The following is a 25887-nucleotide window of genomic DNA, read 5'->3' as shown; positions in this document are numbered from 1 at the left end:
TGCCTCCCGGCTCCGGGGCGCCAGATCGATAACGCGCTATTTTGTACCCACACAAACCCCACAAAAAAGGCCGGGCATGAGACCCGGCCTTTCATCAAACATATGCTGGCGAAATCAGATGTGGATCACCCGGTCAAAGGCGTCCAGCACGCTTTCGTGCATCATCTCGGACAGAGTCGGATGCGGGAAGACCGTATTCATCAGGTCTTCTTCTGTGGTTTCCAGCTGGCGCCCGACCACATAGCCCTGGATCAGTTCGGTGACTTCGGCGCCGATCATATGCGCGCCCAACAGCTCGCCGGTTTTCTCGTCAAAGACGGTCTTGATCAGGCCCTCGGGCTCTCCGAGCGCGATCGCCTTGCCATTGCCAATAAAGGGGAAACGGCCCACTTTGACCTTGTAGCCCAGCTCCTTGGCCTTGGCTTCGGTGTAGCCCACAGAGGCCACCTGCGGATGACAATAGGTGCAGCCCGCGATGCTTTCGGGCTTCACCGGATGCGCATGTTTGCCCGCGATCAGCTCGGCCACCATGACGCCCTCGTGGCTCGCCTTGTGCGCAAGCCAGGGGGCACCCGCGATGTCGCCAATGGCATAGAGCCCGTCGACACCCGTGCGGCAGTATTCATCGGTGATCACATGGGTGCGGTCAATCTTGACGCCCAGCCCCTCAAGCCCGAGCCCCTCGACGTTGCCGACGATCCCCACCGCGGAAATCACGGTGTCAAACTCGTGTTTTTCGACCTTGCCGCCCACTTCGATATGCGCCGTGACCTTGCCAGAGGCGCGATCAAGCTGCTTGACCATCGCCTTTTGCATGATCTTCATGCCCTGCTTTTCAAAGGCCTTCTTGGCGAATTTGGAGATTTCCTCGTCCTCGACGGGAAGCACCCGTTCCATCACTTCAACGACGGTCGTATCCGCACCCAAGGTGTTGTAGAAGCTCGCAAATTCGATGCCGATTGCGCCGGAGCCGATGACCAGAAGTTTTTTGGGCATGCGCTTGGGATCAAGGGCGTGCTTGTAGGTCCAGACCAGATCGCCATCCGCCTCGAGGCCGGGCAGTTCACGCGCCCGTGCGCCGGTGGCGAGAATGATATTCTTGCCCGTCAGCTCTTCGGAGCCCTTGTCGGTCTTGACCGCGACCTTCCCCTTTGCGGGGAGTGTGGCTTCGCCCATGATGACGTCGATCTTGTGCTTCTTCAGCAGACCTTTGACCCCGGACGAGAGCTGCTTGGCCACCCCGCGCGAGCGTTTCACCACAGCGCCCAGATCATACCCAATGTTCTCGGCCTTGAGACCAAAATCCTTGGCCCGCTCCATCAGGTGAAACACTTCCGAGGACCGCAACAGCGCCTTGGTGGGGATACAGCCCCAGTTGAGGCAGATGCCGCCCAGGTGCTCGCGCTCAACCACGCAGGTCTTGAGCCCAAGTTGCGAAGCGCGGATCGCGGCAACATAGCCGCCGGGGCCTGCGCCGATTACGATCACGTCATAGGATGCTGCGGCCATTGTGTTCCCTCATGAACTAAGATCCAAAAACTAGTTTACCGTTAAACTAATTTCTCACACGCCGCAACTGTCGAAGCGGGCGCGCCGCCCTGCCCCTGCTGTGGCGGCGGCTAAGACCCTCTGACCCTAACAAGCAAGCCTACAGGTTCAACCAAAAACCCCATCCTTTCCGCGCGCGTGGCAACGTCTTGCGCGTGTCTCAGATCCGCGCGCCACATGAAAAAGGCCCCGCCGTGGCAATCGGCAGGGCCTTGGTCACTTAGTCAGGTGCCTGTCAGGCGTAGGCCTGCAGCTCTCGCACGGTAGAGCCATAGCCGCCCGCGCTCACATAGTCACGTTCGGGGGCGGTGCTGTGACGCGCGAGCGCATCATTGCGATAGGGGAAGCGGCCAAAGAGACGGATCACCTCACGGTGCGCGCGCGCATGCAGGAGGTTCTGCGCGCCCGTCTTGTCGAGCCGTTCGTGGATCAGCCGCACGCAGCGTTCCTGATCACAGAGGCTCTCGGAGTGCATCATAGGCAGGTAAAAGAATTGCCGCGCGGGTTCGTTGATCTTGAGATCCCATTTGCGATCCACCGCAGCCTTGGCCACCGCCAGCGCGATATGGTCTGATTCAAAGGCTTTGCCCTGACCACGGAACATGTTGCGCGGGAACTGATCGGTGAGGATGATATACGCCAAGGTGCCGCTGGGATAGGTGAGCCAGAGCGAGTAGCTGCCTTCGCAGGCGTTGATCCAGGCCTGCTCGAACCGCTTGCGGATTTCAGCATCCAACGCATCATCTTGACGGTACCACCCTGATTCTCCGACCTCATCGAGCCAGAATTTCAGGATCTCTTCAGGGGCTGCCATTGGTTTCTCTCCACCGGCTGTAAAACGTTTTCCACACACCCATCAAAAGCCTGATTCACCCCCCAAGCACAAGTGACGTTACGTTACAAAAAAGGCCACCTCCGTCACTTTTGTGAAGAGATGGCCAATTTTTCAGCAGGTTATTGCCGTCAGCCCGTGGTTGTGGCGCTGTCTTGCTCTTCGAGCTCGGTTTCGATGGCGTATTCCTGCGCCACCTCTACCGCGACCGAGGTCGCGGTCGGGCTCATGGCGGGCATGACACCGGTCTCTTCGACTGGAATGGTCGCACGCTGCGTTGCGCGATACCCGGCATAAAGAACCAACACGCCCAGCAATATCGCCATGAAGAGGAAGAACCCGTTGGGTCCGAACATCGCGTCCGACATCAGCCAGCCGATGATGACCGGCCCGCTACAGGCGCCAAGCCCGTTGATAAAGATCAGCCCGCCCGAGGCAGAGGCCATATCGTCGTGATCGAGAAAGTCATTGGTGTGGGCCAGGAGCAAGGAATAGAGCGGGTTGATCAGCCCGCCGATCACAAAGGCGGCCAGCAGAAGCAGGCTGAACGTGCCCCCAAGCAGCATCGCCAGCACCGAGGTCACCCCGGCGACCCCTGCCACGATCATGATCAGCACCCGTCGATCCATCCGGTCGGACAGCAGCCCCAGCGGGAACTGCATAAAGAGCGCACCGACATAGAAGCTCGCCGCAAAGAGCGAAACCTGATGCAGCTCCATCCCAGCCTCGGTGGCATAGACCGCAGACATACCAAACTGCGCCGAGAACACGCCGCCAATGAGGAACATCCCCACACACCCAAGGGGCGAGGCATGCATCAATTCGCGAAGCGTCATCCGCTTGGCCGTATCAAAGGCGGGGGTCGGCGAAATCGACAGCAAAATCGGGGCGAAGGAGATCGAAACCGCGATGGAGGCGATCACAAACGGCAGATAGCCCGCCGGGTCCCCGATCAGGATGAAACCCTGTGCGGCCACCAGCCCCAGTGTCATCACGACCATATAGAGAGAGAGCGCCTTGCCTCGGTTCTGGTTGTCAGCCGCATTGTTGAGCCAGCTTTCGGCGGTGACATACACGCCAGAAAAGCAGAACCCCACGACCAGACGGCCCAGCATCCAGACAATCGGGTTGGGCAGCGCGGGATAGATCACCATCACCGCCGAAATCAGCGAGGCCAGCGCCGCAAAGACCCGCACATGGCCCACACGCCGGATCATCCCCGGCGCCACCCAGGACCCCAGGAGCAAGCCCACAAAATAGGTGGACATCACCAGCGACATGGTGAGCGCGGAATAGCCCTCGATGCCACCGCGCACACCCAGCAGCGTGCCTTGCAGGCCGTTGCCCAACATCAAAAGGCCAATGCCCAGCAAAAGCGCCCAGGCGCTCGACAGAACTTGCAGCATGACGTGTTCTCCTTCGGTCCGTGAGGAGCCCGCAGCACAGCGGCATACGGGAAGTATTTTCAGTAAAACCGGCCCGAGGCCGCGGTGGGCTGTCAGAGGGGCAAAGGGCCATCAGCCCCAGCACACCCCAAGGGTCTGGTTATGCTCTCATTCAGGGTGCCCTGACCCGGCAATTCCGACTCGGGGCGGTCTTAGGGCGACCTTTCGCACAGTGACAACATGGGTCAACCCCTTGCCGGTCCCCGACACAGCGCCGTCAACGGGCCGCGATCAGGGAATGAGCAGCGAGGCATCCCCGTAGGAAAAGAAGCGATACCGCTCCTTTACCGCATGCGCATAGATCGCGCGGATGCGATCCTGCCCCATCAGGGCAGAGACCAGCATCATCAGGGTCGATTTTGGCAGATGAAAATTCGTCATCAACGCATCAGCCACCCGGAACTCGAAACCCGGATAGATAAAAATGTCCGTCTCGCCTTCCCAGGGTGTGATGGCGCCGCTTTCGCGTGCCGCGCTTTCGATCAGGCGCAGCGCCGTGGTGCCCACGGGGATCACCCGATTGCCTGCGGCCTTGGTGGCTGCAATCTCGGCGGCGGCCTCCGGCGTCACCTGGCCCCATTCGGCGTGCATCTTGTGGGTGGTCACATCCTCGACCTTCACGGGCAGGAAGGTGCCCGCGCCCACATGCAGGGTCACATAGGTAAAGGTCACCCCCTTCTCGGACAGCGCCTTCAGGAGCGGCTCGTCAAAATGAAGGCTCGCGGTGGGCGCCGCCACCGCGCCGGAATTGCGCGCCCAGACGGTTTGATAGTCAGTCTTGTCCTGCTCGTCGGCGGGGCGTTTGGCGGCGATATAGGGCGGCAGGGGCATCGCGCCCGCCTCTGCCAGCGCCGCGTCAAAATCATCGCCCGCGAGGTTGAACCGAAGCCGTCCCTGACCATCGACCACATCGACAAGCTCGGCCGAAAGCGCATCGGAGAACCGCAGGGTCTCGCCGATCTTGATTTTTTTCAGGGGCTTCAGGAGACCCGCCCAGCTGCCATCGGCCTGCGGCTCCAGAAGCGTTACCTCGATGCGTGCCGAGACCGGTCCCTGCGCTGAGTTGCGGTGGCGCTGACCGCTGAGACGCGCAGGGATCACGCGGGTGTCATTGAGCACCAGCCGGTCCCCCGGTGCCAGCCAGTCCAAAAGGTCGGTGACGCGCCCGTCCGAAATCCGGTCCTGCTCTGCCACCAGAAGACGCGCCGAAGAGCGCGGCACGGCAGGGCGTGTCGCGATCAGCTCTTCTGGCAGGTCAAAATCAAAATCGCCCAGTTTCAAGGACTCTGTCATGGTCTGCTCACCGTCTGTTTCACCAACTGCGTCGCCGCTTGGGATGTCGTCTGTCTTGCCGGGCGGATTGCCGTTCGTCGTGCCACCTGTTGCACCGTCCGCGCAGGCCCTTGCACCGCCGATTTCATCTTGGGCCGCGCGATACTGCGCGCCTGCGCAAAAGTCCATGGGGCATCGGCGCGCGTGACGCGATCTTTGCCCTGCAAAGCCTGCCTAGCGGGCCTCGCGGCGGCGCTCGCGTTCTTCGCGCAGCTCTTCGGCGGTCTGGTTCTGCTCGTCCTCCGGCAAGGGGGCCGCTCCGGGCGCCCGTGGCGCCTCGCCGCGAAAGATCTCGCGCAGGAACCCCGGCGCGATGCCCGAAAGCGGGTTCACCGACACCACCGGGTCCTCGGCCTTGCCCTTCAGGGTGAATGAGAATCCAAACAACCCCTCGCCCTTGCGCGTCAGCACGCTGCCAATGGCGTTGACCAGATAGATCGGCGAAAGCACCCCGCGCATGTTCATCTGGCTGGTGCTGAGGTCATAGACCCCATCGAGCGAAATCCCCATCGACGGCCCCACCGCCGAGGACTTCACCAGCGTGAGATAGCGCGACCCAAGGCGGAAATCGGCCTCCATCGCGGTAAAGAGGATGCCCTGGCCCGACAGCTCATCAAAGAGCCCCACAAGACTGAGCGCGTTGATCAGCGCCGCAATGGCGGGGGTGCGTTTTACACGGATGTTCTTCACGCGGAGCTGGCCGACATATTCGCCGGGATCTGAAGCCGGCAGCATGGTCATCTCGAAACTGCCGCCATAGCCGTTCTGCATCACCTGCGCCGCACGAAAGACCCCGCCCGCATCCGCCGAGCGCAGCCGCATCGCCAGCCCCCCGGACTGCGGCACCACCACCCCTTCGACCGGGGTGAGCGTGTTGAGGTTGCCGCTGAAGGCCCCGTTGAACCCGCCAAGCGTGTCAAACCGCCCCTGAAAGCGCGTCAACGCCAGTTCCTTGGTGACTTGCAGCCGATCAATGGCCAGCGAGATCGGCGTATTGCTGCCACCGCCACCAGAGCCGCCCTCCGCGCGGCTGTCAAAGGGCGCGCGCTCAAGGTCGATCCAGCCCCCGGTCATCGACAGCGCAGGGGTGGCGTCGCCCCGCCCGCGCAATGTCACCGCCCCCGACAGCCAGTTTCCAAGCGACACGGCCGAGAACTGCGCTTGATCCAGCCCGCCATCCGGCTTTACCGTGATCCGCCCGGCCGCGCGCAAGCCATTGGCCTCGAGGGTAAAACTCTCGATCGATGGCGTGTCCCTCAGTACAGTTTCAAACGAGAGTGTGCCGCTGCTGTTTTCGGCCTTGCGCCAGCCTACCTCGGGCAGCGACAGGCCAATGCCGCGTAGATCGCTTTGCACCGAGAGCGCGACCGGCTCGCCGGGGGGCAGAACCACCTCGACCTGCGCCTGCCCCTGCCCGCGCACCATGCCTTCGGGCAGCCCGATGTTGAGCGCCGCCAAGGTGCGCGGCGAGAGTTCGATCTCGGCCTCGATGGTGCCATCGGGTGCATTTCCGGGGCGGATACCCTGACGCCAGCGCGCCTCGATTGGAACACCGGCAAAAAGGCCGGGCCCCGCCACCGTGACATGGTGATTGTCCCCCGAGATCTGCAACGCCTCGGACTCGATCGGATAGCCCGGCACCAGGACCTCACTGCGGGCCTGCTTGATTTGGCCAGCGTAGTGATAGTCAATCTCCGCGACGTTGACCCCTTTCTTGAGCGGCATCGCAGCGGTTGCGCTCAGGTCGACCTCACCCGTGCCAAGCGCCACCGGAAGGTTCACCTTGCTCAGGATCGACAGGGGCTCGCGGTCCAGAAGCGACAGCGCCGCCAGCGCGGGCCCCGCGAGTTCGGCGCGCAGGATCCCAAGGCTGTTGTCGCCCTTGAGCGACGTATCCGGGATGATGAAGGAAGTCCCTGCCACATCCATCCGCCCGCCTAGATCCGCGTCCACGCCGCCCTCGGTGGCCGTCACCACCAGGCGCCGGCCATAGATACTGAGCTGCCCCGCCGCTTGGGTCAGCGGCGGATAGAACTTGTTGAACCGCACCTCGCCGTTCAGAAATCCAAGATCCAGCGCCACAAAGGGCTTTTGCCCATCGCGCCCACGCAGGGCAAACTGCACGTCGTGGATGTCTCCGGCGAGCACGTTCTCTGTAAACCACGCCCGCGGCTTTGGCGGGGCGGAGGGCGGCCACATTTCCTTGACCACCGCCACATCAAGCCGATCCGCCGCGCCTTGGAGATCATAGTGCCAGCCTGTTTCGCCCGCGCGCACATCACCACGCAACAGCACGTCGGTCTCGCCCTGCTGCACCAGCGCCTCGCCAAGGCGCAGCCGGAAAGGTTGCAGCTCCATAAGGAAATCGGCCTGCACCCCGGAGAACGCCAGAGGTTCAGGATAAAGGCGCAGCGGGTTGAGCTTGAGATCGGAAAAGCTCAGCTGGCCCACAAGCTGCGTCAGCCGCCCGTCGCGCACGCCCACCAGCTCGGCGCGGCCTTCCATCTGGCCACTGATCCAGCCGCTCTCCACCGAGAGGCGCGAAAAGGCCAGCTCCTGACGCGCAGGATCAAAGGTGAAATAGCTCTCGGCCGATTGCAGGGGGATGGGTTTGAGCTGGTCATTGGGCTGGATCACACCGCGCCCCACCTGCAGGCTCGCATTGAGCGGACGCAACGCGCCCTCGCTGTCGACCGCACCACGCAGCGCGCCTGAAATGGGTGCACGCAGCACATCCAGCCAGCCAAAGGCCGGGCTCTGGCTGGCGATGTCACTGCTGGGCACCTGATCCACCACCACCGCAAATTCCGCTGCGGTATCCCCGATGTCGGATTGGTAGTTGGCCTCCACGGTGCTGGCATACTCGCGCCCGCTGAGCACCGAGAAACCCGCATCGATGCTGACACGATCGCCCTTGCGCGACAACAGAACCGCGCCGCCATCCAGCGTCCAGGCGCGGTCGATCCGACGGTCGATATAATTGAGCGTCACCGCCTGCGTTTCCACCTGCGTCACCGCCGACAGGATCGGCAGTTCCAGCTGACGGTCCCAGGCCTCGATGAGTTGCGGCAGGTTGCGCGCTTGCCGCAACGGCGCCGCCCCATCCGAAAAACTGAGCGCCACCGCCCCGTCGCTGCCCGTTTCCAGGGTCGCAAACAGCCCCGACAACGAAATCAGCTTGGGCCGGAGTTGCCCGCGCAGCAAGGGCCGCATCGCCAAGGCCGCCTGCGCGTCCTCCAGATGCACAGCCGGGCTGCCGTCGGGATAAAACAGCGTCACATCGCGCAGCGAAAGACGCGGCCGCCAGCCCCGGCGCACCACCAGCTCGATCTCACCGAACTCAATCTGAAGCCCGCCCAAATGGCGCTCGATGCGCCGCTCGGCCTCGCTGCGCAGCCACTCGGGCGCATCCAGCCGCTTGTCGAGCAGCACCCAGGCCGCAACCGTCAACCCCGCCAAAAGCGCCAGGGTCCAGACCGTGCTTTTCCAAAGGCGGCGGCGCCACCGGTTGCGCCGGGGCTGTGCCGTGTTCTGGCCCATGTCAGACGCGCCCGCGCCAGTCTCCTGCACCCGGTTGCCGCCCGCTTCGGACGCAGGCTCTGGCGGCGCGGCCACGATATATGGTTTTCCTTTGTCCGACATGATCTATGTATGGCCCGCAGGTACAATTAAACTTGCGCGAACCCTTGAGGAGACCCAACACATGCTCGAACCCTCTGACCTCGCCCCCGCGTTCACTCTGCCGCGCGATGGCGGCGGTGAAGTTTCCCTTTCGGACCTGAAGGGTCAGGTCGTTGTTTTGTTTTTCTATCCCCGCGATGATACGCCGGGTTGCACCAAGGAATCCATTGGATTTTCCGAACACTTGCAAGCCTTTGCCGATGCGGGCGCCGCTGTCTATGGCATCTCGCGCGACACCGTGGCCAAACACGACAAATTTGTCGCCAAACATGGGCTCACCGTGCCGCTGTTGTCGGATGCCGAAAGCACCATGTGCGAGGACTATGGCGTCTGGGTGGAAAAGAACATGTATGGCCGCAAAAGCATGGGGATCGAGCGCTCGACCTTCGTGATCGACCGCGACGGAAAGATCGCCCGGATCTGGCGCAAGGTCAAAGTGCCCGGCCATGTCGAAGAGGTTCTGGAAGCCGTCAAAGAGCTCTGAGGACCGACGGCGCGGCCTCAGGCCGGAGGCTCAGGAGAGGAGCTCAGGCTCTGGGCTCAGAAGAGGGGCTTAGCGGGGTCACGCTCGCCCCTTTCGCTCGGACGGAGGCCCTCCCGCCCCTTTTCAAAGATGTGGCAAAGCCAACCCGAAAAGCGTTGGGCCGGGCGGGGCCGCGCCAAAGGCGCGGCCCCGCCCCCGGCGATTTGCATGGCAAAGCGCAAGCCCTCGGAAAGTTCGCGCTGACCCGAGCGGTAATAACAATGGCGCCTCGCTCAGTTTCGCCGCCATACACCGCGTGACCCGAGCGACAACATTCCACCGGTAACGCTGCGGGCCAGACGCCACGAGACGACCGCACCGAAGAGCCCGCGCGTCGCACAAAAGCCACTCCTCACTTGCCAGGCTTGCCCCATGCGCGGCATACCCGCCTGCAAAAGATCGCCCACCCCGATCGCAAATCACGATTACCCACACCCGCGCCCCTGCCCGTCCCACGGCACCCCGCGCCTCAAGACAAAGACGCCATGACCCAAAGCCCCCTTTCCCTCGCCCAAATGGCCACCAACGTGCTGAACTGCGCCGATGGGCGTGAAAAAACCGCGCTCTCGCATAACTATGCGGCGGCCTGGCGGGCCGCGCGGTCCGGCGACGGGCCAGAGATCGACATAGGCCATGCGACCCCGCCCCTGCACCCGGCCCGCCCGGCCGAGCCCGCACTTTTGCACCCCCGCGATGTGCCCAAGCGCAAACCCGGCTCGCCACAGGGTCGAATCGCGCTCCTGCATGCGGTTGCGCATATCGAGCTCAACGCGGTTGACCTCCATTGGGACATCATCGCCCGCTTCACCCATATCCCGATGCCGCTTGGCTTTTACGATGACTGGGTGAAATCGGCGGATGAAGAATCCAAACATTTCAACCTGATGTGCGACTGCCTCGAGAGCCTAGGCAGCCACTATGGCGCCCTCCCTGCCCATGCGGGCATGTGGCGCGCGGCCGAGGATACGGTGGATGATCTGATGGGACGTCTGGCAGTGGTTCCGATGGTGCTCGAGGCGCGCGGGCTTGATGTCACCCCCGGCATGATCGCGCTTTTTCGCAAGGCCGGCGTGCAGCAGGCGCTCGACGCGCTCGAGATCATCTATGCCGAGGAAGTCGGACATGTGGCCTATGGTGCGAAGTGGTTCAATTTTCTCTGCGGGCGCGACAATCTCGACCCCAAGGCCGAGTTTCACGCCCTGGTGCAAAAGTATTTCCACGGCGCCCTGAAGCCGCCCTTCAACGAGGAAAAACGCGCCGATGCCGGGCTGCCGCCCGATTTCTACTGGCCGCTCGCGGATGGCGAGGCCCCGGCCTACGCGCGCTGAACTGGCCGGGCCCGGCGCAAGAAGGCCCGGCGCAATGCCAAACTGGCTCATATCGGCAGTTTTTTGCCCAAGGCCAAGGAATTGCGCCCCAAATCAGCCGGTGTCGCGGAACAGGGTTGCTGAATGGCCACAGTCTGGCTATTCCATTCGGCCAAGGTAGGTTGCCCACAAGCTCCCAACAGCAGGAGAGGCGCAACCTCACAGGGGTGGAATGAGGATAGCAGGCTTTGCGCGGCAGACTTTTCTTACGGTTTCATGCGTTCCTTGAGCGTCGGTTCCCCGAGCGGCGGGTCTTTCTCAAATCCGACAGCGACACCCGTTTCATACGCCTGAGCTCCGAGACCCAGATCGTCGCGGTCGCAGGGCTGACGCTGTTTGTGTCTTGGTCGATCGTCGCCACCGCCATCGTTCTGATGGACAGCATCGGCTCTGGCAATTTCCGCGATCAGGCGCGGCGCGACCAGCAGGTCTATCAGGAACGCCTGAATGCGCTCTCGTCGGAACGCGACCGCCGCGCCGAAGAGGCGCTGGCCGCACAGGATCGCTTTAATGCGGCGCTTGAGCAGATCTCCACCATGCAGTCCGAGCTTCTGGCCTCAGAGACCCGCCGCCGCGAGCTTGAGACCGGGATCGACGTGATCCAGTCGAACCTGCGCAAGGCCATCAGCGAGCGGGAACTTTTGAAACGCACCGTGCTGGAACTGCGCGAGAAAACCGCGCCCGACAGCCCCGAGCAGGTGCTCGCGGCAACCGCGCCAGAGCAGCTCGAATTCCTGACCACGGCGCTGGCGGAAACCGCTGCCGAGCGCGACAAGATCGAATCCAATGCCCAATCCGCCCTTGCACAGCGTGATGATCTGGAGCTGGAACTGCGCCTCAGCGCACAGCGCAACGATCAGATCTTCCGCCAGCTCGAAGAGGCGATGGCGATTTCCGTGGAGCCTCTGAACAAGATGTTCTCCTCTGCGGGCCTGCCGCCCGATCGTATTCTGGAGCAGGTGCGCCGCGGCTATAATGGCGAAGGCGGCCCGCTGGAGCCCTTGTCGCTCTCGACCCGTGGCGAAGAGCCAAGCCCCGATGAAATCCGCGCCAATGCGCTTCTTAATCAGATGAGCCAGCTCAACCTCTACCGGATAGCGGCCGCTCAGGCCCCCTTCTCGGTCCCCGTGAACCTCGGCCAGGTGCGCCAGACCTCTGGCTTTGGCTATCGCCGCGACCCCAAGACGGGTGGTCGCAGGCTCCATAAAGGATCGGATTTTGCGGGCAGCACCGGCACCGACATCTTTGCCACCGCCGACGGTGTTGTCACCCATGCGGGCTGGCAGTCGGGCTATGGCAGGCTCGTCAAGATCCAACATGCCTTTGGCATCGAAACCAGATATGCCCATAATTCCAACCTGCGCGTCAAAGTCGGCCAAAGGGTCTCGCGCGGGGATCACATTGCTGATATGGGTAACACCGGACGGTCCACCGGGACCCACCTCCATTACGAGGTCAGGGTCAATGGTAAACCCGTAAACCCCATGATCTACATCAAGGCTGCGAGAAATGTTTTCTAAGAGCAAAATCAACGAGCCCGGCCCGAAACAAGCCGATACCGCAACGGCAACCCCGGCCTCCAGCCCGGCGCCTTCTTCGAGCAGCGCATCCTCTGGTGCCAGCGACTACAGCAAGCCCGCCGCGCCCAAGGCAAAGCCGCCGGCATCGCTGCTGAGCTCGGATCTGCACATCACCGGCAATGTCAAAACCACCGGTGACATCCAGGTCGAAGGCACCGTCGAAGGCGACATCCGCGCGCATCTGCTGACCATCGGTGAAAGCGCCACCATCAAGGGTGAGATCACCGCCGATGACGTGGTCATCAACGGCCGTATCGTGGGCCGTGTGCGTGGCCTGAAGGTCCGCCTGACCTCCACCGCGCGCGTCGAGGGTGACATCATCCACAAGACCATCGCGATCGAGTCCGGCGCCCACTTTGAGGGCTCCGTGCAGCGTCAGGATGACCCGCTCAGCCCTGGCAAAGCGGCGTCCAAGGCACCCGCTGCGGCAGCACCCGCAAAAGTTGACTAAAACTTTCTACTTGCTTAGAGATATGATCGGATCCCGGATCGGGGTCCGATTTTTTTTGGTGGGCGATGTCTTAACCGTAGCGCCCCTGACCAGACTGAAACGTTTAATAGATTTAGGACTTTAGCGGTGTCGAATATCGAATTTTCGTTCGAAAACTACTCCCTGTACGGCTTCATCAACTTTTGGCGGTTTGAAGATAATCCACAGATCACAACGTCAACATCCAACCAAATTACCGTGGTCGGGTCGGGGTAGAACTTCACAGTTTACGGTTCTTTCATCTATGGGAATGCCGCGCTCTCCTCGGTCTCGGGTATTGATGTAAGCTATTACGGCAATCAGATCATTTCTGTATCTGACGTTTGGATCCCAATCACGGACTTGCTCTTGTTCCAGAGTTTCGGGGATCTCGTGAACGTCCTTGAAACCGACATGGCCGGGGATGACGATTTCGTGTCAGACCTGAATGTGGATCTCAATCTCAACCTCTCCTCCGGCAATGATGTCGCAGAGCTCGGATCAGGCGATGATTTTGTCTTCGCGGGCACCGGCAACGACCGGGTCCTGAGCGGAGGCGGCAATGACATTGTAAACGGCTACAGTGGCCATGATCGCCTTTTGGGCGGAGCAGGTCAGGACCGAATCCATGGGCAGACCGGTCGCGACATCCTGATCGGCGGCAGCGGGAACGACGACCTCAATGGCGGCATTGGACGGGACATCCTCAAAGGCGGGAGCGGGCATGACACCCTGATCGCGGGCTGTGGCACGGATCGTCTGACCGGCAACACGGGTGATGATACCTTTGTCTTCAAGCACCGCGATGGAGCCAACGTGATCCGGGATTTCGGAAATGGCAATGATGTCATCGAGATCCAGCATGGCGCGCGCGGCATGCGTGGCCTGACGTTCAGCCAAGATGGCGACGACGTCCGGATCGCCTATGCCCAAACCACTATTATTGTGCGCGACTGGGAGGTTGAGGATCTGCAGAGCGAAGATTTCTTCCTCTTCACTTGATCGCCCCTAAAAGAACAGACCAGATAAATAAAAGAGGGGCTCTGATACATCTCGTATCAGAGCCCCTCTCTATCTTAACAGACCCGCGCCCTTACTCGGTGACGGTGACCTTGCTCATCACATCCGGCCTGCCGGTGATTGCACCAGACCGCGGGTGGCCGCGTTTGATCTGATCGACGATCTCCATGCCTTCGGTGACACGGCCCACAACGGTGTATTGACCGTTCAGGAAGTGGCCCTCATCAAACATGATAAAGAACTGCGAGTTGGCGCTGTCGGGATCCTGCGAGCGCGCCATGCCAACGACGCCGCGATCGAACGGCACGTCAGAGAACTCGGCGGCCAGATCCGGGCGGTCCGAGCCGCCGGTGCCAGCATAGCGCATGTCGGACCCGAGACGACCGTTCTGCACATCACCGGTCTGCGCCATAAAGCCCTGGATCACGCGGTGAAATACCACGCCATCATACTGGCCCTCAGCGGCCAGTGCAGCGATCTGTTCGACGTGGTTCGGCGCCACGTCTTCCAAGAGATCGATCACGATGGTGCCATTGGCCTCGCCCTCGACCTGGATCTCCAGACCGGTGGCAAAAGCGGGCGACGCCGCCAAAAGGGCCAGTGCGCTCAGACGCTTAAGCATCGGCGGCCACCTTCACGGAGATCATGCGATCAGGCTTTGCTGGCGGCTCGCCACGGGTGATCGCATCCACATGCTCCATGCCCTCGATGACGCGGCCATAGACCGTGTACTGGCGGTTCAGGAAGTGGTTGTCCTTGAAGTTGATAAAGAACTGCGAGTTGGCGGAGTTGGGGTTCTGCGACCGCGCCGCGCCCAGGGTGCCACGGTCATGGGGCACGCCAGAGAATTCCGCGGGCAGGTCTTTCTTGTCGGAGCCACCGGTGCCGGCGCGGCCGAGGTTGAAGCCATCTTCCATATCGCCGTGCTGCACGTCGCCGGTCTGCGCCATGAAGCCGTCGATCACCCGGTGAAAGGCCACGTTGTCATACTGACCTTCACGTGCGAGCTCTTTCATGCGGTCGCAATGCATCGGTGCCACATCCGGCAGCAGTTCGATGACCACATTGCCATCTTTCAGCTCGATGATGATGGTGTTTTCGGGATCCTTGATCTCGGCCATGAGGCCCTCCTGTCACATTCGTATTGCCGGAATACCTAAAGTCCATGCCCGCGCTTGCCAAGGGATCAATGTAGCGATCCCCTTGCGTCGGCAGGAAGTCGTCCCCCAGGGTTCCCGGCAAACCTGCCGCATCGCCCCGGTCGTCTCGGTCGTCCCGATTTGCACTCCGTCCGCGCAGTCTCCAGTGACGGCTCCAATGACGGACCCCAGTAAGGAGCATCAGTGACGGGCGCCTCTTGTGGCGGCAGGACGCGCGCAAAAGCCACATCGGGATGCCTGCCCATTGACTGACGCCCGGAAACGCAGGACACAGGCGCAGGACATTGAATTTTCTGCGCCTGCACTCCGCGGGCGCGTCGCACTGACAGAGGAGCCGGACATGGGCTGGAAGACACTCGACGACATGGATCTGCAAGGCAAAAGCGTTTTGACCCGCGTGGATATCAACGTCCCGATGGAAGACGGCAAAGTCACCGATGACACCCGCATCCGCCGCCTCGTGCCGACGATTTCCGACCTGCTCTCCAAGGGTGCAAAACCTGTGCTGCTGGCGCATTTTGGCCGCCCGAAGGGCAAGGTGGTGCCCGAGATGTCGTTGCAGCCGCTGGTCCCCGCGCTGGAGGCCGCCTTTGGCGCGCCGGTGATGTTTGTGGCCGATTGCCGAGGCCCCGCTGCAAAAGGCGCCGTTGACGCGCTCGCGCCCGGGCAGATCCTGCTCCTTGAGAACACGCGCTTTTATCCCGGCGAAGAACAAAACGATGCCGATCTCGCCAAAGAGATGGCCGCGCTTGGTGATATCTACTGCAATGATGCCTTCTCTGCCGCCCACCGCGCCCATGCCTCCACCGAGGCGCTGGCGCGCCTGCTGCCTGCCTGCGCGGGCCGCCTGATGGAGGCAGAACTGAAAGCGCTCGAAGGCTCTCTGGCCACGCCTGAACGCCCCGTCACTGCGGTTGTGGGCGGCGCCAAAGTTTCGACCAAACTGGACCTTCTGGGCAATCTGGTGGCCAAGGTAGACACGCTTGTGATCGGCGGCGGCATGGCCAATACCTTTCTTGCGGCCCAAGGCATCGACGTGGGCAAATCGCTTTGCGAACATGACATGACAGGCACCGCCAAGGACATCATGGCCCGCGCCGAGGCGGCAGGCTGCACCATCCTGCTGCCGTCGGACGTGGTGGTCGCGCGCGAATTCAAGGCCGGCGCCGACAATGAAACCGTACCCGCGGACGCCTGCCCTGCGGATGCGATGATCCTGGATGCTGGCCCCGCCTCGGTTGCGGCCATTTCCACAGTCTTTGCCGAGAGCAAGACCCTGATCTGGAACGGCCCGCTTGGTGCCTTTGAAATCGCGCCCTTTGATATTGCGACCAATACAGCGGCGCAAAAGGCGGCAGAACTCACCAAGGCCGGCCAGCTGATTTCCGTTGCGGGCGGAGGCGACACCGTCGCTGCGCTCAATCAGGCCGGAGCGGCAGAGGCCTTTAGCTACATCTCCACCGCCGGGGGCGCCTTCCTTGAGTGGATGGAGGGCAAGGTCCTGCCCGGCGTCGCTGCCCTGCAGACCTGAACCTGCGCCCGGCCCCGCCCTGCCGCAAGGGCTGGGGCCAACTGACGCGCCCTGCCCCCGGCCAGCTCGGTCAATTCGGCCAGCCCGGCCAGACCTGTCGGCCCAGCCAGATGAAGCCTTTCATCGCCCCGCTGCAGAATCCCTGCGGCGGGGCAACTTTGTTACAATTTGATCTTTATGGGTGCCGCGCGCGGCCCGGGATTGCGTCTTTCCCCTGGGGCAACAACCGAATTTTTACACAGTTTACGGTAGGCTTTCTGCGATGCGCGCGCCTATGCGCCCATCTGTATTAAGGGGCCCCCGGATGACGAATCTCTCGCTGCGCAAACAAATCTTTGGTTTTGCGGGAATCTTTATCGCGATGATCCTGATCATCGCCGCGATTTCGTGGTTTGCAAACCAACGCCTTGCCGGGGCCACCTATCACTATCGCGCGGTCAGCACCCAAAGCAAAAGCTTCGACGCCATCAAGGAAGACATCGAACAAGGTATCGGCGATCTCTTGTCCTATACCGTCGGCATGCCCGAGGGGCTGAGCGACCTGCGCGCCAATATCGAAGAGATCCGTAGCGAGCTTGCCGTCGCAGAGGATAATTTCAAATCCACCCCCATCATCGCCGCACGGGACATGCAGGCCTACGACGCGCTGGTCTCGACCGAGCCGCTTCTGGATCAGCTTGAGGCAACATTGCAGGAGGTAGAGCGCACCGAAGGCGAGGCGCAGCTGCGCGTGGTCTTTGACAAGGTGTTCCCGCTCGCCGGACAGGTGCGCGATGTGGTGGATGCGCTTCAGGACAAACTTGCCGCCACCAGCAAATCCGTCCGCGCAGAGGTCGACTCCCTCATTTTGTTCTGCCAGATCATACAGATCGCCACCAGCGTCGCAGCGGCGCTTGTCGCGGTGACCGTGGCCTTTGTCTTTGGGCGCAAATTGAGCCAACCAGTGTCTGACGCAGCGCAGAGCATCGCGGCGCTGGCAAAGAAGGACTACGTGGCAGAGATTTCCGGCACTCAGCGCGGCGACGAACTCGGTCAGATTGCCCGCAATCTCAAGGATTTGCGCACTCAGCTCGCCGAGGCTGACGCGCATGACCGCCAGAACGCCGCCGAAAACGCGCGCCGGGTCGAGCTATTTGGCGTCCTCGGTGCCTCCATGAGCGGTCTCAAGAGCGGCGATCTCGACCAGAACATCGTGGCGCAGGACTGGGAAGACCTCGGCCCCGGTTACGCCACGCTCTGCGAGGATTTCAACGCGCTCTCCTCCTCGCTTTCGGATCTGGTGGCCCAGCTCAATCAAAGCTCCACCGTCGTGGAACAAAACGCGCGCGAAATGGAACGGATGTCGGATCAGATGTCGCAGCGCTCCGAGACCCAGGCCGCCACGCTGGAAGAAAGCGCTGCCGCGCTGGAAGAAATGTCGACCGCCGTGCAATCCAGCGCCGCGCAGGCCAAGGCCGCCGACCGCGAAGTTGAGGAAGGCCGCCGCCGCGCCGAACAGGGCGGCGAGGTGATGGCGCAGGCGAGCCGCGCCATGGCCTCGATTGCGGAATATTCCAACCGCATCTCCCAGATCATCACCGCGATCGACGATATCGCCTTTCAGACCAGTCTGTTGGCGCTCAACGCGGGCGTCGAGGCCGCGCGGGCCGGGGAAGCCGGCCGTGGCTTTGCGGTGGTGGCCTCCGAAGTGCGCGGACTGGCCATGAAAGCGGCCCATTCTGCAAGTGAAATCAAGCAGTTGGTTCAGGAAAGCTCCAGCCAGGTCGAAGAGGGAGAGCAGCTGGTACAGGCCACCGCCGAAACCCTGACCCAGATCGTCGAGAGCGTCACCAATGTCTCTGGCATGGTCTCCGCCATCGCCAGCTCCTCCAGCGAGCAGGCTGCCGGCATCCAGGAAATCAACATCGGCGTGGCGCAGCTCGACAAGGCCACGCAGGAAAACGCCGCCATGGTGCAGGAAACCTATTCCGCCAGCCATGAGATGCGCACCCAGGCCTCCCGCCTCACCAACCTGCTAGAAGGCTTTACCGGTGGGCAGGCAAGCTCTAGCACCGCAGCTCCCGCCCGCGCGGCCTGATCCGCAAGGCATCTACCGATACATCCCGGCGCATCCTCTGCGCCGGGTGTTTTTTAGGAAACCCTCCTGACAGGGGGGCGTCGGCCTAAAAACGAACGCGGCCTATGTCATATAGCCTGCCACGTCGCTCTATCGTCACGCATAGAACACCCCCGGCAAAGGTCGAGCGTGCAGACGCAAAACACATGTTATGCTTGAATACTGAAACATGTTGGGGTGATGTTTCATCGATGGGAAATCTACTGTTTATCTGCGGCAAGGGTCGAAAAAGAAGTCCAACTGCTGCGACCATTGCGGCGGAGCAACTCGGTCAGCCAACTGATTTTGCGGGACTAAGTGCCGACTCCGATGAACGCGTCAGTCGCGATCACTTGCTGTGGGCCGACACGATTGCGGTGATGGAAAAGTCCCAGCTTTCTCGGCTCAAGCGTCACATGGGGTCTCACCTCAAGGGCAAGCGGATTGTCTGCCTCGACATTCCGGACACCTGTGAATGCATGCAACCAGAACTGGTGGAGATCGTTCGGTCGAGACTTAAACGTATCGTTCGCTAGAGAAACACGCGTTCCAGCGCCAAACTGCGTCATTTTGGACCGCCAGAGGCATTCTGACGTCGCACGTCTCCTTTCCAGAAGACAAGAGCCTCGCCCACCTGTTCCGCCTATGCGACACCATGCAGTGTTAACCCTTTTGGGGATTCACAGGCGCCGGTGCCTGTGCCATAACCCTCTCAGACGCCGGACAAACCGGCGCAATCGAGCAAGATCTTTACAGGCACCATCAACGTGACGCGAAAATCCACGCCTTCTCTGGGCACCTTGCTGTTCTTTGCCGCAGCGTTCCTTTTGAGCGCCTATTTCACCTTTGCCGCCGTGCAGGGGGATTTTGGCCTGTTCCGGCGAGTGGAGCTGCAGGCCGAGGCCGACGGGCTGGCCAAGGATCTGGAGCGGCTCGAAGTGGAAATCGCGCGGATGGAAAACCTCACCCGGCGCCTGTCGGATGACTATCTCGATCTGGATCTTCTGGATGAACAAGCGCGCTCGGTGCTGGGCATGGCGCGCGCCGATGAGATCATCATCGACTGATCCACGCGGCTTGACGCCCAATCGCCTGTGCCCCCCTTGATATTGACCGCGGTTTGATGCTTGCGCGCTCAGGTCCCACATAGAGCCCCCAGATCTCTCTTGTTTTCACTCCCAGAGCGCCCGCAAGCCTCCCGTTGGGCGGATGTCTCATCGCGGGGACGTTGCGCAGATCCGCTGCGCGGCGCCCGGGCTTGATTTTGTGCGCGCAACCCGCCACCCTGCCGCAGTTGTCACAGCGGTTCCGTCGCACAGCAAGCGGCGCTCGCTGGGGCCAGAAGACTGCCAGATGTGGGGCCTGTTTTGGTGCAAAAAACAGCAAATCCAAGCCGGATTTCAACTGCTTCGAGATTATCCCTCGCATGCTGGAGCAAAATACACTATGAGATAGTTTAGTGTTAAACTACCTAAGCTTTAGGGGGAGCAAGCCGTTATGGCCGCAAGAAAAAGCGCTCAGAAATCAAATGTTTCCGCCGAAGAACTGACCAAGTACTACCGCGAAATGCTGTTGATCCGGCGATTCGAGGAAAAGGCGGGTCAGCTCTACGGCATGGGGTTGATTGGCGGTTTCTGCCACCTCTACATCGGTCAGGAAGCCGTTGTGGTCGGCCTTGAGGCCGCCGCAGAAGAAGGCGACAAACGCGTCACCTCATATCGCGACCACGGGCACATGCTCGCCTGCGGCATGGATGCCGGCGGCGTGATGGCCGAACTCACCGGTCGCGAGGGCGGCTACTCCAAGGGCAAGGGCGGCTCCATGCACATGTTCTCCAAGGAGAAGCATTTCTATGGTGGCCACGGCATCGTCGGCGCGCAGGTGCCGCTCGGCGCAGGCCTTGCCTTTTCCGACAAATACAAGGGCAACGACCGCGTGACCTTCACCTATTTTGGCGATGGCGCGGCGAACCAGGGCCAGGTCTACGAGACCTACAACATGGCGCAGCTCTGGGATCTGCCGGTGATTTTTGTCATTGAAAATAACCAATACGCCATGGGCACGAGCGTCCAGCGCTCCACCAAGTCGCCCGCGCTCTGGAAGCGCGGCGAGGCCTACGGCATCAAGGGCGAAGAAGTGGACGGCATGAACGTTCTGGCCGTGAAAGAGGCCGGCGAGCGCGCCGTGGCCCACTGCCGCGCGGGCAAGGGTCCCTATATCCTCGAGGTCAAAACCTACCGCTATCGCGGCCACTCCATGTCGGACCCGGCGAAATACCGGACCCGCGAGGAAGTGCAGAAAATGCGCGAGGAACGCGATCCGATCGAACAGGTCCGCGAGATGCTGCTCACCGGCAAGCACGCCTCCGAGGAAGACCTCAAAGCCATCGACAAAGAGATCAAGGATATCGTCAACAAGTCCGCTGATTTCGCCAAAGAGAGCCCCGAGCCCGCGCTCGAGGAGCTTTGGACCGATATTTACGCCGACGATATTCCGCAAAAGAGCGCCTGAGGGGAGAGACTGAGACTATGGCAACTGAAATTCTGATGCCCGCCCTGTCGCCGACCATGGAGGAAGGCACACTGGCCAAATGGCTGGTCAAGGAAGGCGATACCGTGAATTCCGGCGATATTCTAGCCGAGATCGAAACAGACAAGGCCACGATGGAATTCGAGGCCGTCGACGAAGGTATCGTCGGCAAGATCCTCATCGACGAGGGCTCTGAGGGCGTAAAAGTGAACACGCCCATCGCGATCCTTGTTGAAGAAGGGGAAAGCGTCGAGGATGCGGTCTCCTCCGCAGCCGCGCCTGCAGCCGAAGCCCCCGCCGCAGAGGCCGCAGCGCCCGCGCCGGTCGCCGCGGCTGCCGCCACCCCGGCCGCACCCGAGGTGGATGAAAGCCCCGATTATCCCGAAGGCACCGAGATGGTCAGCCAGACCGTCCGTGAAGCCCTGCGCGACGCCATGGCCGAAGAGATGCGCAGCAGCGAAGATGTCTTTGTGATGGGTGAAGAAGTCGCCGAATATGAGGGCGCTTACAAGATCACCCAAGGTCTTCTGGACGAATTCGGCTCCAAACGCGTGATCGACACCCCGATCACCGAACATGGCTTTGCCGGGATCGCCACCGGCGCGGCCTTCGGGGGCCTGCGCCCGGTCGTGGAGTTCATGACCTTCAACTTCGCCATGCAAGCGATTGACCACATCATCAACTCTGCCGCCAAGACGCTCTATATGTCCGGTGGTCAGATGGGCGCACCGATGGTGTTCCGTGGCCCCAATGGCGCCGCCGCCCGCGTGGCTGCCCAGCACTCTCAGGACTATGCGGCCTGGTACATGCAGATCCCCGGCCTCAAAGTGGCGATGCCCTACTCCGCTGCCGACGCCAAAGGCCTGCTGAAATCGGCGATCCGCGACCCCAACCCGGTGATTTTCCTCGAGAATGAGATCCTCTACGGCAAATCCTTTGAGGTGCCCAAGCTTGATGACTACACCGTGCCCTTCGGCAAGGCGAAGATCTGGCGCAAGGGCGATGATGTGACCATCGTGTCCTTCGGCATCGGCATGACCTACGCGCTTGACGCGGCGGACAAGCTGGCCGAGGACGGCATCAACGCCGAGGTCATCGACCTGCGCACCCTGCGCCCGATGGACCTGCCCACCGTCATCAAATCGGTGATGAAGACCAACCGTCTGGTCACTGTTGAGGAAGGCTGGCCGCAGGGCTCCGTTGGCTCCTACATCGCCTCCGAGGTGATGCAACAGGCGTTCGACTATCTCGATGCGCCCGTCGCGGTCTGCACCGGCAAGGACGTGCCGATGCCCTATGCTGCCAACCTCGAAAAACACGCGCTGATCACCACCGACGAGGTGATCGAAGCCGTGAAGCAAGTGACCTACCGCTAAGGAGAGCAAGGATGCCCACTGAAATTCTCATGCCCGCCCTCTCTCCCACCATGGAGGAAGGCACGCTGGCGAAATGGCTCGTCAAAGAAGGCGACACCGTCTCCTCTGGCGATCTGATTGCCGAAATCGAAACCGACAAGGCCACGATGGAATTCGAGGCCGTGGACGAAGGTGTCGTTGGCAAGATCCTGATCGCCGAAGGCTCCGAGGGTGTGAAGGTCAACACCCCCATCGCGGTGCTGCTGGAAGACGGCGAAAGCGCCGATGATATCGACACATCGGCGGCAACACCGGAAGCGGCCCCCGCCGCTGACGCGGCTGCCGAGGAGGCGCCTGCCGCCGCCGAGAAAGCCGCCGCCCCGGCTGCGGCAACCCCTGCCCCGGCAGCGCCCGCTGCGGCAGATGGCTCGCGCATCTTTGCCTCGCCACTGGCGCGTCGCATCGCTGCCGACAAGGGACTCGACCTGAGCGCCATCAAAGGCTCCGGCCCCCGTGGTCGCATCATCAAGGTGGACGTGGAAAACGCCACCGCCGCGCCCAAGGCCGACGCACAGACCGACGCGCAGGCTGCCGCCGCCCCTGCGGCAAGTGCCTCCCCCGCGCCAGTCGCAGCCCCCGCCGGCCCCTCCGCCGATCAGGTGGCCAAGATGTACGAGGGCCGCAGCTTCGAGGAAGTCAAACTCGACGGGATGCGCAAGACCATTGCCGCGCGTCTCACCGAAGCCAAGCAGACCATCCCGCATTTCTACCTGCGCCGCGACATCCAGCTCGACGCGCTGTTGAAATTCCGCGCGCAGCTCAACAAGCAGCTTGAAGGCCGCGGTGTGAAGCTCTCGGTCAACGACTTCATCATCAAGGCCGTGGCGCTGGCGCTGCAATCGGTGCCGGACGCCAACGCCGTGTGGGCCGGGGATCGTGTGCTCAAGATGAAAGCCTCCGATGTGGCCGTTGCGGTCGCCATCGACGGCGGTCTCTTCACGCCGGTCCTGCAAGACGCCGACATGAAGTCGCTGTCGGCCCTGTCGAGCGAAATGAAAGACCTCGCCACCCGTGCGCGCGACCGCAAGCTTGCGCCGCATGAATACCAGGGCGGCTCCTTCGCGATCTCCAACCTCGGCATGTTCGGCATCGACAATTTCGACGCCATCGTGAACCCGCCGCATGCGGGTATTCTGGCCGTCGGCTCCGGCGTCAAGAAACCCGTGGTGGGCGCCGATGGCGAGCTGACCGTTGCCACCGTCATGAGCGTCACCATGTCCGTGGATCACCGCGTGATCGACGGCGCATTGGGCGCGGACCTCTTGAAGGCCATCGTCGACAATCTGGAAAACCCGATGGTGATGCTGGCCTGATCGGCTGCGACTCACACCGAACGCAGAAGGGCCGGACACAGACGTCCGGCCCTTTTTCTATCTGCTTCTTCGATCTGCCGGGCCCCGTCTTGAGCGCTGTGCCAACTGCGCATCCCGCGCCAGCGCACGGCCTTCTCCGGCATGCATCAGGCGTCGGGGAGCTTATCCACCAGGATCGCGTTCAGCGAGGAGCCAGTCCGGCGCAGCTGCGCAAGCGCTTGAAACGCATCCGAATTCCAGAACGCCTCTGCATGGGCGCGGTCGGGGAACTCCAGAACCACAGCCGCATCCGGCGTCGGATCCATGCCCTCCATGCGCGCCGGGTCTCCCCCTCGGACCAAAAAACGCCCGCCATGCGCTTCGAGCACCTGCGGCACCTTGGCATAGTATTCCTCCATCCAGTCCCGCGACTGAATCTGCAACTGGCCGATGATATAGGCCGTCATGCGGCTGCCTCCCCGTCTCGCTGTTGATCCCTCAGGAGCCTAGAGCCTGCTTGCGCATTTGCCAAATCCCGCGCGGGCCAAAAACGCAAAGGGGCCGGACTGGTCCGACCCCTCTGTTCGCATCGACGTGGAAGCGAGCGCGCCAGACGCCGCGGCCCGCGCCGCAGCGCTATTTCCCCGCAAGCACCTGGTTCATGCTGACGGAGGGCTGATCGCAGCCCGCCTCGCCCACGATCTTTGCGGGCACCCCGGCCACGGTCTTGCAGGGCGGCACCTCCTGCAGCACCACGGACCCCGCCGCAATGCGCGAGCAGTGACCGATGCGGATATTGCCCAGCACCTTGGCGCCCGCACCGATCAGCACGCCATCCTCGATCTTGGGGTGACGGTCCTCTTCTTCCTTGCCGGTCCCGCCCAGCGTCACCGAATGCAGCATCGACACATTGTCCCCCACCACGGCGGTTTCCCCGATCACGATGGAATGGGCGTGGTCGATCATGATCCCCTTGCCGATCTTCGCCGCCGGATGGATATCGACGCCAAAGATCTCGGAGATCCGCATCTGGAAGAAATAGGCCAGGTCCCAATCGCCCTGCTGCCAGAGCCAATGGCCCACGCGGTAGGCCTGAATGGCCTGATAGCCTTTGAAGTAGAGGATCGGCTGCAAGAGCCGGTGGCAGGCAGGGTCGCGCTCAAAGACGGCCATCAGGTCGGCGCGCGCGGCCTCAACCAGCGCGGGCTCGGCCTCATAAGCGCCATCAACGATCTCGCGCAGGATCACCATCGACATCTCGTTGGAACAGAGCTTGGCCGCAATCCGGTAACTCAGCGCCTTGTCGAGCGTCTTGTGGTGGAGAATGCAGGCATGAATCAGCCCACCCATCAAGGGTTGTTCTGCGACGGCTCTTTCCGCTTCTTCGGTGATCCGGCCCCAGACAGGGTCGATTTGCCTCACGGCCTTATGTGTATCCAACATAGGCTTGGTCCTTGCTTTTGCAGCGCTCCCGCGCGATCCGGGCGAAATGTCAGTATCTCGCGACACTCCGGGTTCCTAGCCTAGCTATCTATGTCCTCAATTGCCAAGCGCAATCCCGTGATGTCTCCCATCATCGCTTGAAATGTAACAACGTGGTAAAAACCCTTGTTTTCTTGAGGCAAGTTCTCGCAAACCCAACGTGAAAGCCCCAGAAACCTACTTGTCACGACTCTGATTTAAGGTCAAAAGAGAGGAGCAACCTTATACTTTCGAAGTTCTGTCTACCCGACCGCTTTCGACGTTAAGCTGCCGGGTCGCCGCACGTTGCGGGCGACAAAGACCAAAAGGAACTTTGAAAATGGCTAATGGTACCGTGAAGTGGTTTAACTCCACCAAAGGTTACGGCTTCATCGCGGTTGAAGGCCGCTCCAACGACGTGTTCGTGCACATCTCCGCAGTGGAACGCTCCGGTCTGACCGGTCTGGCCGACGGCCAGGCAGTGACCTTCGAGATCCAGTCCGGTCGTGACGGCCGCGAATCCGCAACCGATCTGGCTCTGGCCTAAGCATCGGACAAAGGGGGCGCTGCCCGCCTCTTTTGACGGATCGAGATTTGAAACGCCCCG

Annotated in this window: 22 protein-coding genes; 13 read left to right on the top strand and 9 right to left on the bottom strand. The window is 61.8% G+C overall.

The annotated features are described in order from the left end of the window. Positions 1–114: 114 nt before the first annotated feature. The 5 genes from lpdA to TM1040_RS09785 form a co-directional block, all read right to left on the bottom strand. Positions 115–1509, bottom strand: coding sequence for a dihydrolipoyl dehydrogenase (gene lpdA, locus TM1040_RS09805; RefSeq protein WP_011538436.1), 1395 nt, complete (start codon positions 1507–1509; stop codon positions 115–117). 274 nt (positions 1510–1783) lie between these two features. Continuing rightward, positions 1784–2362: a DUF924 family protein gene (locus tag TM1040_RS09800; RefSeq protein WP_011538435.1), complete on the bottom strand. Its 579-nt coding sequence runs from the start codon at positions 2360–2362 to the stop codon at positions 1784–1786. A gap of 149 nt (positions 2363–2511) precedes the next feature. Continuing rightward, the gene (locus TM1040_RS09795; RefSeq protein WP_011538434.1) at positions 2512–3786 is read right to left on the bottom strand and encodes an MFS transporter; all 1275 of its coding nucleotides are present in this window, start codon (positions 3784–3786) and stop codon (positions 2512–2514) included. Between the two features lie 270 nt (positions 3787–4056). Further along, positions 4057–5106: a tRNA preQ1(34) S-adenosylmethionine ribosyltransferase-isomerase QueA gene (gene queA / locus TM1040_RS09790; protein WP_011538433.1), complete on the bottom strand. Its 1050-nt coding sequence runs from the start codon at positions 5104–5106 to the stop codon at positions 4057–4059. A gap of 225 nt (positions 5107–5331) precedes the next feature. Further along, positions 5332–8799: a DUF3971 domain-containing protein gene (locus TM1040_RS09785; protein ID WP_011538432.1), complete on the bottom strand. Its 3468-nt coding sequence runs from the start codon at positions 8797–8799 to the stop codon at positions 5332–5334. A 61-nt stretch (positions 8800–8860) separates the two neighbouring features. Here TM1040_RS09785 and TM1040_RS09780 point away from each other — a divergent pair, with 61 nt between their 5' ends. The 5 genes from TM1040_RS09780 to TM1040_RS09760 all read left to right on the top strand — a co-directional run bounded on the left by TM1040_RS09780 (position 8861) and on the right by TM1040_RS09760 (position 13779). Next, a complete protein-coding gene (locus TM1040_RS09780) occupies positions 8861–9322 on the top strand; it encodes a peroxiredoxin (RefSeq protein WP_011538431.1) in 462 nt (153 codons plus the stop codon). A 524-nt stretch (positions 9323–9846) separates the two neighbouring features. Beyond that, positions 9847–10689 carry a ferritin-like domain-containing protein gene (locus tag TM1040_RS09775; RefSeq protein ID WP_011538430.1) on the top strand — a complete coding sequence of 281 codons (843 nt, stop codon included), beginning with the start codon at positions 9847–9849 and terminating at the stop codon, positions 10687–10689. A 227-nt stretch (positions 10690–10916) separates the two neighbouring features. Continuing rightward, complete coding sequence (locus tag TM1040_RS09770) at positions 10917–12248, top strand: DUF5930 domain-containing protein (RefSeq protein WP_011538429.1); 1332 nt, start codon at positions 10917–10919, stop codon at positions 12246–12248. After that, positions 12238–12759, top strand: coding sequence for a bactofilin family protein (locus tag TM1040_RS09765; RefSeq protein ID WP_011538428.1), 522 nt, complete (start codon positions 12238–12240; stop codon positions 12757–12759). The genes TM1040_RS09770 and TM1040_RS09765 overlap by 11 nt, the downstream gene beginning before the upstream one ends. 387 nt (positions 12760–13146) lie before the next feature. Further along, positions 13147–13779, top strand: coding sequence for a calcium-binding protein (locus TM1040_RS09760; RefSeq protein ID WP_166485540.1), 633 nt, complete (start codon positions 13147–13149; stop codon positions 13777–13779). A 91-nt stretch (positions 13780–13870) separates the two neighbouring features. On the opposite strand, the gene TM1040_RS09755 is transcribed toward TM1040_RS09760, so the two are convergent. Then, positions 13871–14419, bottom strand: coding sequence for a peptidylprolyl isomerase (locus TM1040_RS09755; protein WP_011538426.1), 549 nt, complete (start codon positions 14417–14419; stop codon positions 13871–13873). Further along, positions 14412–14918 (bottom strand): peptidylprolyl isomerase, encoded by a 507-nt coding sequence (locus tag TM1040_RS09750; protein WP_011538425.1) that lies wholly within the window; start codon positions 14916–14918, stop codon positions 14412–14414. The genes TM1040_RS09755 and TM1040_RS09750 overlap by 8 nt, the downstream gene beginning before the upstream one ends. Before the next feature lie 379 nt (positions 14919–15297). Between TM1040_RS09750 and pgk the strand changes: the two genes are divergently transcribed. The 7 genes from pgk to TM1040_RS09715 all read left to right on the top strand — a co-directional run bounded on the left by pgk (position 15298) and on the right by TM1040_RS09715 (position 23840). Then, a complete protein-coding gene (gene pgk, locus TM1040_RS09745) occupies positions 15298–16488 on the top strand; it encodes a phosphoglycerate kinase (RefSeq protein WP_011538424.1) in 1191 nt (396 codons plus the stop codon). A 304-nt stretch (positions 16489–16792) separates the two neighbouring features. Continuing rightward, a complete protein-coding gene (locus TM1040_RS09740) occupies positions 16793–18565 on the top strand; it encodes a methyl-accepting chemotaxis protein (protein WP_011538423.1) in 1773 nt (590 codons plus the stop codon). Between the two features lie 230 nt (positions 18566–18795). Continuing rightward, positions 18796–19119 (top strand): low molecular weight protein tyrosine phosphatase family protein, encoded by a 324-nt coding sequence (locus tag TM1040_RS09735; RefSeq protein ID WP_044026722.1) that lies wholly within the window; start codon positions 18796–18798, stop codon positions 19117–19119. A 231-nt stretch (positions 19120–19350) separates the two neighbouring features. Beyond that, positions 19351–19650, top strand: a complete 300-nt coding sequence (locus TM1040_RS09730; protein ID WP_011538421.1) for an FtsB family cell division protein — start codon at positions 19351–19353, stop codon at positions 19648–19650. Positions 19651–20080: 430 nt separating this feature from the next. Continuing rightward, positions 20081–21094, top strand: coding sequence for a pyruvate dehydrogenase (acetyl-transferring) E1 component subunit alpha (pdhA, locus tag TM1040_RS09725; RefSeq protein ID WP_011538419.1), 1014 nt, complete (start codon positions 20081–20083; stop codon positions 21092–21094). 17 nt (positions 21095–21111) lie between these two features. After that, positions 21112–22488 carry a pyruvate dehydrogenase complex E1 component subunit beta gene (locus TM1040_RS09720; RefSeq protein ID WP_011538418.1) on the top strand — a complete coding sequence of 459 codons (1377 nt, stop codon included), beginning with the start codon at positions 21112–21114 and terminating at the stop codon, positions 22486–22488. Positions 22489–22499: 11 nt separating this feature from the next. Continuing rightward, positions 22500–23840: a pyruvate dehydrogenase complex dihydrolipoamide acetyltransferase gene (locus TM1040_RS09715; protein WP_011538417.1), complete on the top strand. Its 1341-nt coding sequence runs from the start codon at positions 22500–22502 to the stop codon at positions 23838–23840. A 146-nt stretch (positions 23841–23986) separates the two neighbouring features. Here the strand turns inward: TM1040_RS09715 and TM1040_RS09710 are convergent, their stop codons facing one another. Continuing rightward, the gene (locus TM1040_RS09710) at positions 23987–24286 is read right to left on the bottom strand and encodes a DUF1330 domain-containing protein (RefSeq protein ID WP_011538416.1); all 300 of its coding nucleotides are present in this window, start codon (positions 24284–24286) and stop codon (positions 23987–23989) included. 169 nt (positions 24287–24455) lie between these two features. Next, entirely contained in the window at positions 24456–25262 is an 807-nt protein-coding gene (gene cysE, locus TM1040_RS09705; RefSeq protein ID WP_011538415.1) for a serine O-acetyltransferase, read from the bottom strand. 358 nt (positions 25263–25620) lie between these two features. Here cysE and TM1040_RS09700 point away from each other — a divergent pair, with 358 nt between their 5' ends. Beyond that, positions 25621–25827, top strand: coding sequence for a cold-shock protein (locus TM1040_RS09700; RefSeq protein ID WP_011538414.1), 207 nt, complete (start codon positions 25621–25623; stop codon positions 25825–25827). The last annotated feature ends 60 nt before the right edge of the window (positions 25828–25887 follow it).

The organism is Ruegeria sp. TM1040, from assembly GCF_000014065.1.
GTDB lineage: Bacteria > Pseudomonadota > Alphaproteobacteria > Rhodobacterales > Rhodobacteraceae > Epibacterium.
The sequence above is the reverse complement of the archived record's forward strand: the minus strand, read 5'-3'. Positions and strand labels throughout refer to the sequence as shown.

Coding starts and splice junctions, on each gene's coding strand:
- TM1040_RS09800 (WP_011538435.1), bottom strand. CDS start 2,362: ATGGCAGCCCCTGAAGAGATCCTGAAATTCTGGCTCGATGAGGTCGGA.
- TM1040_RS09765 (WP_011538428.1), top strand. CDS start 12,238: ATGTTTTCTAAGAGCAAAATCAACGAGCCCGGCCCGAAACAAGCCGAT.
- TM1040_RS09700 (WP_011538414.1), top strand. CDS start 25,621: ATGGCTAATGGTACCGTGAAGTGGTTTAACTCCACCAAAGGTTACGGC.
- cysE (WP_011538415.1), bottom strand. CDS start 25,262: ATGTTGGATACACATAAGGCCGTGAGGCAAATCGACCCTGTCTGGGGC.
- TM1040_RS09755 (WP_011538426.1), bottom strand. CDS start 14,419: ATGCTTAAGCGTCTGAGCGCACTGGCCCTTTTGGCGGCGTCGCCCGCT.
- TM1040_RS09795 (WP_011538434.1), bottom strand. CDS start 3,786: ATGCTGCAAGTTCTGTCGAGCGCCTGGGCGCTTTTGCTGGGCATTGGC.
- TM1040_RS09780 (WP_011538431.1), top strand. CDS start 8,861: ATGCTCGAACCCTCTGACCTCGCCCCCGCGTTCACTCTGCCGCGCGAT.
- TM1040_RS09715 (WP_011538417.1), top strand. CDS start 22,500: ATGCCCACTGAAATTCTCATGCCCGCCCTCTCTCCCACCATGGAGGAA.
- TM1040_RS09710 (WP_011538416.1), bottom strand. CDS start 24,286: ATGACGGCCTATATCATCGGCCAGTTGCAGATTCAGTCGCGGGACTGG.
- TM1040_RS09720 (WP_011538418.1), top strand. CDS start 21,112: ATGGCAACTGAAATTCTGATGCCCGCCCTGTCGCCGACCATGGAGGAA.
- TM1040_RS09775 (WP_011538430.1), top strand. CDS start 9,847: ATGACCCAAAGCCCCCTTTCCCTCGCCCAAATGGCCACCAACGTGCTG.
- pdhA (WP_011538419.1), top strand. CDS start 20,081: ATGGCCGCAAGAAAAAGCGCTCAGAAATCAAATGTTTCCGCCGAAGAA.
- TM1040_RS09750 (WP_011538425.1), bottom strand. CDS start 14,918: ATGGCCGAGATCAAGGATCCCGAAAACACCATCATCATCGAGCTGAAA.
- pgk (WP_011538424.1), top strand. CDS start 15,298: ATGGGCTGGAAGACACTCGACGACATGGATCTGCAAGGCAAAAGCGTT.
- TM1040_RS09735 (WP_044026722.1), top strand. CDS start 18,796: ATGGGAAATCTACTGTTTATCTGCGGCAAGGGTCGAAAAAGAAGTCCA.
- lpdA (WP_011538436.1), bottom strand. CDS start 1,509: ATGGCCGCAGCATCCTATGACGTGATCGTAATCGGCGCAGGCCCCGGC.
- TM1040_RS09785 (WP_011538432.1), bottom strand. CDS start 8,799: ATGTCGGACAAAGGAAAACCATATATCGTGGCCGCGCCGCCAGAGCCT.
- TM1040_RS09740 (WP_011538423.1), top strand. CDS start 16,793: ATGACGAATCTCTCGCTGCGCAAACAAATCTTTGGTTTTGCGGGAATC.